This is a genomic window from Acidovorax sp. HMWF018, from assembly GCF_003061035.1.
GTDB lineage: Bacteria > Pseudomonadota > Gammaproteobacteria > Burkholderiales > Burkholderiaceae_C > Acidovorax > Acidovorax delafieldii.
This window is the reverse complement of sequence record NZ_QAIM01000480.1, coordinates 9,974-10,363: the sequence shown is the minus strand read 5'-3', so window position 1 is coordinate 10,363 and position 390 is coordinate 9,974. Positions and strand designations below refer to the sequence as shown.

Genomic DNA, 390 nt, shown 5'->3' with positions numbered 1-390 from the left:
CCCGCCGTGAGTGCCGCCTGGCTGGTCATCGGCGGGGCCGCGTACACGGCCGGTGTGGTGTTTTTTGTGATGGACGCCGTAGTGCGCTACGCCCACGCCGTTTGGCATGGCTGTGTCATCGCAGGCACGGGCTGTCACGTGATCGCGGTGCTGGGCCTGCAGGCGGCAGCTTAGCCACGCAGACAACAAGGGGGCGCAAAGCGCGCTCCTGCAACGACCTCGCGGGCCCTGCGCAAGCAGTTGGCACCGCACCCATGCGACGGCTGCAAACACCTGCGGCACGCAGGCCCTATCGCGTCTGGCGTTATCGCACCTAAAATCACGCAGGTCCTCGCCCGCAGAGGCAGGGCCCATCGTCATTCCAATCAACGAAAAAACATCATGGCAACT

1 pseudogene is annotated in these 390 nt (G+C 64.6%); it reads left to right on the top strand.

Annotation, left to right across the window (positions count from 1 at the left end):
- A pseudogene (locus DBR23_RS20410) lies at positions 1–174 on the top strand (hemolysin III family protein); the annotation flags it as partial.
- Positions 175–390 lie beyond the last annotated feature (216 nt).